This is a genomic window from Lysinibacillus sp. NPDC056185, assembly GCF_047737915.1.
In the GTDB taxonomy this organism is placed as follows: domain Bacteria; phylum Bacillota; class Bacilli; order Bacillales_A; family Planococcaceae; genus Lysinibacillus.
Genome location: NZ_JBLLLQ010000013.1, coordinates 40,406 through 49,606, shown reverse-complemented (window position 1 = coordinate 49,606; position 9,201 = coordinate 40,406). Strand labels below are relative to the sequence as shown.

Annotated in this window: 8 protein-coding genes and 1 pseudogene; 3 read left to right on the top strand and 6 right to left on the bottom strand. The window is 35.7% G+C overall.

Annotated features, from left to right (window positions below):
• Positions 1-167: 167 nt before the first annotated feature.
• A pseudogene (locus tag ACMZ42_RS14005) lies at positions 168-746 on the top strand (GNAT family N-acetyltransferase); the annotation flags it as partial.
• A gap of 60 nt (positions 747-806) precedes the next feature.
• Here ACMZ42_RS14005 and ACMZ42_RS14000 read toward each other — a convergent pair.
• From ACMZ42_RS14000 to ACMZ42_RS13990, 3 genes are all read right to left on the bottom strand, one after another.
• The gene (locus ACMZ42_RS14000) at positions 807-1,409 is read right to left on the bottom strand and encodes a nitroreductase family protein (protein ID WP_415731827.1); all 603 of its coding nucleotides are present in this window, start codon (positions 1,407-1,409) and stop codon (positions 807-809) included.
• 78 nt (positions 1,410-1,487) lie between these two features.
• Positions 1,488-2,090: a DsbA family oxidoreductase gene (locus ACMZ42_RS13995; RefSeq protein ID WP_415731826.1), complete on the bottom strand. Its 603-nt coding sequence runs from the start codon at positions 2,088-2,090 to the stop codon at positions 1,488-1,490.
• A 93-nt stretch (positions 2,091-2,183) separates the two neighbouring features.
• The gene (locus ACMZ42_RS13990; RefSeq protein ID WP_370078276.1) at positions 2,184-2,621 is read right to left on the bottom strand and encodes an Rrf2 family transcriptional regulator; all 438 of its coding nucleotides are present in this window, start codon (positions 2,619-2,621) and stop codon (positions 2,184-2,186) included.
• Positions 2,622-3,308: 687 nt separating this feature from the next.
• On the opposite strand from ACMZ42_RS13990, the gene ACMZ42_RS13985 reads away from it, so the two are divergent.
• Positions 3,309-3,659: a DUF3592 domain-containing protein gene (locus ACMZ42_RS13985; protein WP_415731825.1), complete on the top strand. Its 351-nt coding sequence runs from the start codon at positions 3,309-3,311 to the stop codon at positions 3,657-3,659.
• A gap of 230 nt (positions 3,660-3,889) precedes the next feature.
• On the opposite strand, the gene ACMZ42_RS13980 is transcribed toward ACMZ42_RS13985, so the two are convergent.
• The gene (locus ACMZ42_RS13980; RefSeq protein ID WP_402869316.1) at positions 3,890-4,357 is read right to left on the bottom strand and encodes a DUF6097 family protein; all 468 of its coding nucleotides are present in this window, start codon (positions 4,355-4,357) and stop codon (positions 3,890-3,892) included.
• 644 nt (positions 4,358-5,001) lie between these two features.
• On the opposite strand from ACMZ42_RS13980, the gene ACMZ42_RS13975 reads away from it, so the two are divergent.
• The gene (locus tag ACMZ42_RS13975) at positions 5,002-5,871 is read left to right on the top strand and encodes a ferritin-like domain-containing protein (protein WP_415731824.1); all 870 of its coding nucleotides are present in this window, start codon (positions 5,002-5,004) and stop codon (positions 5,869-5,871) included.
• A gap of 89 nt (positions 5,872-5,960) precedes the next feature.
• On the opposite strand, the gene ACMZ42_RS13970 is transcribed toward ACMZ42_RS13975, so the two are convergent.
• A complete protein-coding gene (locus ACMZ42_RS13970) occupies positions 5,961-7,319 on the bottom strand; it encodes a lytic polysaccharide monooxygenase (RefSeq protein ID WP_415731823.1) in 1,359 nt (452 codons plus the stop codon).
• A gap of 417 nt (positions 7,320-7,736) precedes the next feature.
• Entirely contained in the window at positions 7,737-9,134 is a 1,398-nt protein-coding gene (gene sufB, locus ACMZ42_RS13965) for a Fe-S cluster assembly protein SufB (RefSeq protein WP_031417705.1), read from the bottom strand.
• Positions 9,135-9,201: the final 67 nt, after the last annotated feature.

Here is a 9,201-nt window from a genome sequence, read left to right as displayed (position 1 = left end):
CAAATGTTTTATCTGTGCGAAAGCGAAGCGGCAGCAACAAAGCGCCCAGCCGGAGCGGAAATCAACCCCACGTTTTGAGGATGAGTCAAAATATAGAAAATCGAACGCGAAAGGATAGTGATATAAATGATTACTGAACTACAGCAAAATGAATTTTACAGGTGTAACCTGAAGCGAAGAAAGTGGGGTTACATTACTTCGAAGGCATTGGTAACCATCTAAAGTGGAATGAAACGATAGAAAAAATATTTAAACATCGCGAACTTGGTAGTTGGAAGCAAAGAGTCTATAAGCTACATAAAAATAACTATATAGCAAATAATGAGCCCGATGTTAAAGAAGGATACACTGTTTTAAAAATAGATAACGCTCTATTTAACGATAACGCAATTAAAAATCCCGAATTTTTACATTCAAAAATTCTTTCGTTTTGGTCTTCTCCTGAGTGTTTCTTGAATAAAGGAATTGGATATTGTGTCGTTTACAAACATCACATTATTAGTCTTTGTTTTTCAGGCTTTGTAGTTGAAAATGTCCACTGTATTGACATTGAAACATTAGAAGCTCACCAAGGAAATAAATTAGCCCAAAAGTTAGCTCACTACGTTGTAAAAGATTGTTTAGCGCAAGGTTCGACCCCATATTGGGATTGTATGGACTCAAACAAACCATCTATCGCTGTAGCAGAAAATATAGGATTTACTAATGTTTTCAACTATGTAGGATATGAATTTTCATTCGACTAAAATGTTAAAACCCCGCTAAGTAAATCACTTAACGGGGTTTATTTGTAGATATGGATTTAATTAATAAAATTTCACTACATCTTCAAAAGGTAATGACGTTTTTTCTCCTGGTTGTTCATTTGGCTCACCAAATGGCATTTGAGCTACTAGGCTCCATTCTGCAGGAATATTCCAAGTTTCTTTAACTTCTTCATCAATAATTGGATTATAGTGCTGAATAGATGCGCCGATTCCTTCAGTAGTTAAAGACATCCATGTTGCGTACTGTAGCATAGCATTTCCTTGATGTGACCAGAATGGGAATTGCTCTTTATAAGAAGGAGCGTTTTCTTGCATTTGTTTGATTGTTGCTTGATTTTCAAAGAATAAGATTGTTCCTACTCCATCTGAAAAGCCTTGTAAACGCTCTTCTGTTGCAGCAAAATTTTCTGCTGGAACACGTGCACGCAATGTTTCTTTAACAATATCCCAAAACTTTTCGTGCTCATTATCCATTAAGACTACTACACGTCCACTTTGCATATTAAATGAAGATGGCGCATGGACACTGACTTTTAATAGCTCTTCAATTTTTTCCTTTGTAATCGCTGCGTTCTTTTTCACTTTACGGATTGAACGACGATTAATAATTGCATCTTTTAAATTAGTTGTTGTTACTGACATTTATAATTCCTCCAAATTTCAATCAAATTTATATATAGACTTTTTCATGCAGCATCATTTGCTACTGTTTAAATTTTATTACCTATTTTTTAATTGCTGATCAATGACTTGCGCTATTCTTTCTTTACTAGCTAATCCTTGGATCATTTCATCACCAATAATTAGTGTAGGAACAGCCGTAATATTCGCTTCTTCATAAGCATGCTTTAAAGCTTCTTGATGAGCTTCACGATATTTACCTGAAAGCAAGGATTCTTTGAATTCTTCTTTTGGCAGACCTACCTCATTTGCTAATTGAGTTAACACGTCTACATCCTCAATATTTTGTTCCTCTTGGAAAAATGCTGTGAAAACTCTATGATGAAATTCATTTCCTTTTCCATATACTTTAGCGAATTGATATCCTTCAAAAGCTAAATTCGTATAAGGGTGTGGAGATACTCGCGGTAATCGCATATCAATCCCTAGCTTTTTGGCTGTAGGGAGAATATAGGAATCCCACGAACCTAATTTAGCTGGCTCTTTCCAAGGATCAATTTTTGGATATGGCTTAGGTCTTAATTCAAACGGCATCCACTCTATCTCTATATCCTTTTCTTTTGCAATTTCATCCAACGGCCCTTTCCCTAAAAAACAGAAAGGACAAATAAAATCCGAATATGCTTTTATTTTAAGAGTCACCCAATAAAAACCTCCCTTTCTCTTTTAGTTGTAACTATTTCAGTTACAACTAAGTCAAATAAATATGCATTCCGTGAAAAGAAAAGAATGCATTTATTGTGATTGTTGAATTTCATGGATTAAAGATGTAATCACTTGTTCCATAGTAATGTTGGCTAATACTTGCTCCATTGCTTCTTGTGCTTGCACTAAAATTAGTTCTAACACAGCCTGTATATTTGCACCAATAGGACAATCAGGATTTGGATTTTCATGTAGATGAAATAATTTATCTTCTTCCACAACCTCTACTGAACGAAAAACCTCTAGCAAAGTGATAGTATCCAGATCTTTTACTAAAAAAGCTCCACCTGTTCCCCGGCGCACTTGCACTATACCTGCCTTTTTAAGATAGGACAATATTTTCCTAATTACTACCGGATTTGTATTCACGCTTTCCGCCATAAATTCCGATGTGCAAATGGTCGATGGATTTTGTTTGATGATTGATAAAATATGAACAGCGATTGTAAAACGACTGCTAATTTTAATCTTCATCACCTCCAGCTGTAACCATTATAGTTACAACTGGAAAATAAGTCAACTGTTTTATAAAAAATACAACATACGAAAAAATATAGATCCAAAAACTGTTGGGTCTATACTTGAACATACTATTTTATAAGATACTGCTACATACCTTCTAAATTCGACTGTATGCTGGTCCTCCTTCCATAAAAGGGTCTACCACGTTTACAAACACGTAATTATTTTTTAAGGTATTGATTTTTTGAACAATTGAATTCTTCTTGAAATGTTCTAATGTATTTGGTGAATCTGAGTTTTCATCTGCTGAGAATTGTATATATAAATAGTCTAGATTCATATCTGCCAATTGCACTACAGAAAGTGCTTCTTGCTAACTTCATTAGGAACCTCTAAACTAAGCTCTCCGTATAATACAGATTTAAGAATACTTCTCATAAGGTTGCCTCCTCCATACGAATAGCAACCAGTTTTTGACCTTTAAGTTTCTCAATTAAAGCTGATTTTGTAGCTTCAACTATTATTTCCACAAGTTATATTTAATTGTGAACAAAGTAAAAAGTGTATAGTATTATAAAAGTAAAGTTCCCAAAGCATTACTGGATCTGGCACCTTTCACAGAAAAAACAATATTCAAAAATTTTGAGTTTACCTATAGTCTTTTGTTTAAAAAAGAAAAAAGTGGGGATGCAAATGTACATTTTTATCGGGGTAATTATCTTCTTTCTAATCATTTTTGTCGCACTATGGATATTACCACTGAAGTATCAAAAAATTGAATGGATTGAAACGAACGCACAGATTATCGAAAGTGATTTTTCACACCGAACAGTTGGCCATGAGATTACATATGCAAAAGGAGAATCAAAGCGTAGCGTAAAGTTGACAGTACAATTTACGTCATTACAAAATAAATCAATCACTGTCACGAGCAAAGTATGGACATATACGAAAAATCGTGCTTTTTTTGAGGAAGGACAATGGGTGACGATTCTTTATAATAAAAAGAAGCCTCAACAGTTTAAACTCAAATATCAAATATAGAAGGTTACTGGGTTAAATGAATGGGAGATAATTTATTATTCATTCTTGTCCCATAGAAAAACACCTTCACGTTGATTTCATAAGGAGTCATACCAGTTTTTCAACGAAAGGTGTTTTTATTTATCTTAGAATTTCTAGGTCAGTACATTGCTACGCTTGACACGCCCATCTCATTGCTCCTAAGGTAGGAACTGTTGTAGAGAAATGAGCGGAAAGAAACTCCGTTAAACCTACTTTTCAATATTTTGATTTAATTGGTCTAATAATTTCAACTTTAAATTAGGATATATTTTATTATACATTTTCTTTTCTATTAATTTATGTGCAATTACGATAGAAGCAAATATAAAAGCGTACAGAATAAATGCCCATGGATACGCTAAGAACCAATCAAGTATATTTTTAAAGATATCCTCGCGACCTATTATTTTTAACTTTCCTAAAATCATATAAACAATAAAGACAACGATTGGTAATGCAATAACACCTGACATAATGTTTAAAGATCGTTTTTTATTCCGAGCTTCGATAAAAGTAGGTTCATTTAAATAATCGCTAACCTCCACTGCTTGTTTTTCAAAAGTATCTTCACTTCTAATAGGTAAGTTGTAATCACTAATTATTTTGTGAAGCTGTTTAAGTTCTTCCGCGCTAGAATGAATATCAAGCATCGTTTTTCCGTAATTCAGATTCCCCACTTCTTTCTCGCTTAAAATATTTAGTATATAGTACCATAAATGAAGGATTTTTGCTATTTGCAGGTTATGATTTGTCATATTTATCTAAGCGAAAAAACAGAGAAACAAGATGATTCTACATCAAATGTTGGAGTGGAGACATAATATGAAGCTTCCCGAACGTTTCGGCGACTCCCCTTTCTTTATGATGTTCTATCCGTCTGTTAGATGGTTCTATCAGGTAGTGAAAAGCAACGTTTATCACTGGTGCTCGCATTTTTAAAAGATGCTCCATTGTTCGATGAAAAGAAGAATCCAACCTAGGCAACACAAGAAATGACTTTGCACAATTACCTATACACAATGCATAAGATAAGTTGATGGATCAATTACGCCTCGGCATAATTGCGTCCGGAATCGGCTTTGTTCTTAGGCCTGCAAATGTTTTTTGTGCGAAAGCGAAGCGCTAACGTAGCGGCAGCAAAAGGGTTTTATCTGCGCGAAAGCGAAGCGGCAGCGGCAACAACACGAAGTTGGTCACTCAGTCGTTGCCACAGGACGGGGCGTTCTTAGACTGAGTTCCTTTTTTCAGCGGATGTCAGCGTAGCGACAGGTACAGATGTTTGGACACCCGCTGAAAGAAGTTAAACAAAAGGAGGACAATGATGTATCCAAATCAATACTATTATCATTATGCTCCACAGCATAATAGTACTTATCCTATGGTAAACGATGCTCAACTTGTAAATGATATTCAGAAGGCCATTAATGCTGAGTATAGTGCCGTTGCTTGTTATGAGAAGTTGGCTAAGATGGCACCTACTGAGGATGAAAAGAATAGAATACTTGAGATACAAAAAGATGAAATACGCCATCTCGAGGAATTTAGCAAAATTTATATGAATTTAACAGGAAGAAAGCCTTCTTATCAAATAATTGAGGAATGCCCGGACAACTATAGGGCCGGAATCGAATTTGCTTTTAAAGATGAACAAGAAACTGTTGATTCTTATTTAGATATAGCAGATAAAGCAAATGATCTGATGATTAAAGAAAGATTTCGACGTGCAGCAGCGGACGAGCAAAATCACGCAGTATGGTTTTTGTATTTTTTTTCAAAAAGCCCGGACATAACACATAAGCATACACAAAATTACGGTCATCCAGATCTATTACATCCTCCTACATTGACATCCCCTCAATTATTGGGTGAAAACTTAACTCAATCAATTTTTGATAATTTTCTAGGAAACTTTAACTTTATTAATAATACTTTTGGGCATATAAATTCTTTAATACCCTTTTTCGGACATAATTGGGTACCGTTTTCTAATGATGAATCGCAGTTATTCGTAACAAACTCAGAAAACAATAAAATAGCATATGCGGCTAGGAGTCGTAAGGAAAAAGACAATATTTCTATGTATGAATCGTTTATGGCATTTAATATTCCTACTGATAATTTTCCAACCGTTTTTCCTCAACTATATAACGACTCTTTGAACCTCCAAAACAACATTAGGTACTTACCTTGAAGAGCAAAAGAAGGAGACGAATTTTAAAGTTCGTCTCCTTCAATCTAAACGCTCTGTACTCTTGCTTTTCCACAAGAGTACACGCAAAATTATTTAATTTCTTTCCATAAAGACAATGCGAATATCCAATTTGGATCTCCATATCCTTGATAGCTTTGAACAGCTTCATATATTTTACCTTGATGCTCTACTTTATCACCTTTTGTGTATGCTTTAATTGGACTCCATTGCTCATAAGACGACCCTTGCTCTTTTGTAGTCACAGTGAAAATGGAACTTTTATTAGACTCATTTCCAGCTGTATCAACGGCAGTGACTGCATAGTTATATGTTGTATTTGATTGTAGATTCATGTCCATAAAGGAAGTAGTTTTCGATGTTCCAACTACAGTCATTTGCCCTACTTGTGTGCCTCGATATATAACATAATGGTCAACTGCTACATTATCCTCTGATGCCCCCCACATTAAGTCTACACTTGAGGCTGTTACTCCCATCGCATGAAGCGAAGTTGGTTGCGTTGGTGCTTCCGTGTCTGGAACTGCATTCATTGTCTCTACAGCTATAGACTCACTATCTTTAGAAACATTTCCAGCTGCATCCACTGCATTTATTGTATATGTATATTTTGTATTCGCTTTTAAATTTTTGTCTGTGAATGTTGTTCCCGGTACCGTTCCAATTGCTTTACCATCACGGAATACTTGATATTCTTTAACACCCACATTGTCTGTAGATGGATTCCATTTTAGCTCGACACTGTTAGCAGTAACTTTCGTTGCCTGTAATCCATTTGGCTGAGTTGGAGCTTCCTTATCTACATCCACATTATTCACTAAATTAACATCAATCACATTATAGAAAGCATTTGCAGTATTCGCTACATCCCAAACAGCTAAAATAACGTGGTAGCCACTACGATCAGTTGGTACGTTAATTGTATGAGTTAAATTAGTGGATGCTTCAGTACCGTTATGTTCAACAGTTCCAATTGGCTCAAGATCAGCACGAGTTAATGGCTTATTAGGATCCCATCCCTTTTTCGTAATATAATAGTGCCATTTGCTTGTTAAATGTGATGCAGTGTACTTCCATGTAAAGGTATTCGGTCCCCCTGTAATCGTATTCTTAAACCAGCGATTTACAGATTGTTGATCGAGAATGCCATCAAACTGACCTCCTGCAGATGCAATTTTACCATCAACTGGTCCACCTTGTGGAAATCCTTTTTTGGCCTCTAAGCTCTGTGGCTCATACATAACCCTTCCACAACTCAAGTTAAGCGCGCCATAACTTTGGCTACATAAAGCAGCACGGCTAGCTGGTTTTTCTACAAACCCATGTGCAGATGCATTTGGCGCCATTGCAATCCCCATGATTCCGGCTGCTAATATTGCCGCACTTAGTCCCTTTTTACTTTTACTTAATTTTGTAAATTTAGTGTTCATATAAGTAATCTCCTATCTTTGAAAATGTATTTCTACTCGTATGATAGCTATGGATTAAAAATTAAGCAAACTATGGGTGAATATGATAAAAGTCGCATTACATTGTGATGTTTTTTCGCAAAAGATATATATTAATAGCTCTAAATATAATAAATATCTTATAATTATGTGCCTTTTCATTCAAAGTAGCTTCGGATTTTATTAAAGTGTTCATAAAATATTCAAATTAAAATTTGTCGATTTATGATCTTCCCCACAGTTTTTTATTCTGCGTAAAATAGGTGGTAAAGCTATGTAAACAACATCCGCATAAAAAAAATCGAGTGCAGTGCACCCGATTTTTATAAAAGAAATTTGTGGGCAATAAGGGGTTTGGCCATAGCGTAAAACCCTTACTTGCCAACGTTTATCGGCATATTATCCGATAGAACCTTCCATCTCAAACTTAATAAGACGGTTCATTTCTACTGCGTATTCCATTGGTAATTCTTTTGTGAATGGCTCGATGAAGCCCATTACGATCATTTCTGTCGCTTCTTCTTCAGAAATACCACGAGACATTAAGTAGAATAATTGTTCCTCCGATACTTTGGAAACTTTCGCTTCATGTTCTAAAGAAACATTATCATTTAAGATTTCGTTGTATGGAATTGTATCTGAAGTAGATTGGTTATCCATGATTAACGTATCACATTCGATGTTAGCACGTGCACCACTTGCTTTAGGGCCGAAACGCACTTGACCCATATACGTTACCTTACCACCTTGTTTAGCAATCGATTTAGAAACGATTGTTGAAGATGTGTTTGGTGCCATATGAATCATTTTCGCACCTGCGTGTTGGTGTTGCCCTTTACCTGCTAATGCGATTGATAATGTCATACCACGAGCGCCTTCACCTTTAAGGATACAAGCTGGGTATTTCATTGTTAACTTAGAACCGATGTTACCGTCGATCCATTCCATTGTACCGTTTTCTTCAACAACTGTACGTTTTGTTACAAGGTTGTAAACGTTGTTTGCCCAGTTTTGAATCGTTGTATAACGGCAGTATGCATCTTTACGTACAACAATTTCTACTACTGCTGAGTGTAAAGAGTTTGTAGTGTAAACAGGAGCTGTACAACCTTCAACGTAGTGTACGTGAGCGCCTTCATCTACAATAATTAACGTACGTTCGAATTGACCCATGTTTTCAGAGTTAATACGGAAGTAAGCTTGTAATGGCGTTTCCACTTTTACACCTGGTGGTACATAGATAAATGATCCACCTGACCAAACAGCTGAGTTTAGTGCAGCGAATTTATTATCAGTGTAAGGAATTACTTTACCCCAGTACTGTTTGAAAATATCTTCGTTTTCACGTAAAGCTGAGTCAGTATCTTTGAACACAATACCAAGGTCTTCAAGGTCTTGTTTCATGTTGTGATATACAACCTCAGATTCGTACTGAGCAGATACACCTGCAAGGTATTTTTGCTCTGCTTCTGGAATACCTAATTTATCAAAAGTAGCTTTAATTTCATCAGGTACTTCATCCCAAGATTTTTGTGTAGCTTCTGATGGTTTTACGTAATACGTAATTTCATCAAAATCTAAATCTCCTAGGTCGCCACCCCATTGCGGCATTGGTTTTGTATAGAAAGTTTCAAGTGCTTTTAAGCGGTATTCAAGCATCCACTCTGGCTCTTGTTTCATATTTGAAATTTCACGGACGATTTCTTCAGTTAAACCACGTTTTGAACGGAAAATTGATACGTCCTTGTCATGGAATCCGTATTTGTAATCGCCAATATCAGGCATTTTTTTAGCCATCGTTTCTCCTCCGTTCATGCATTATTGTTATCTTGTTTCAAGCTCGGATATCTTACTTTGAGTGAAA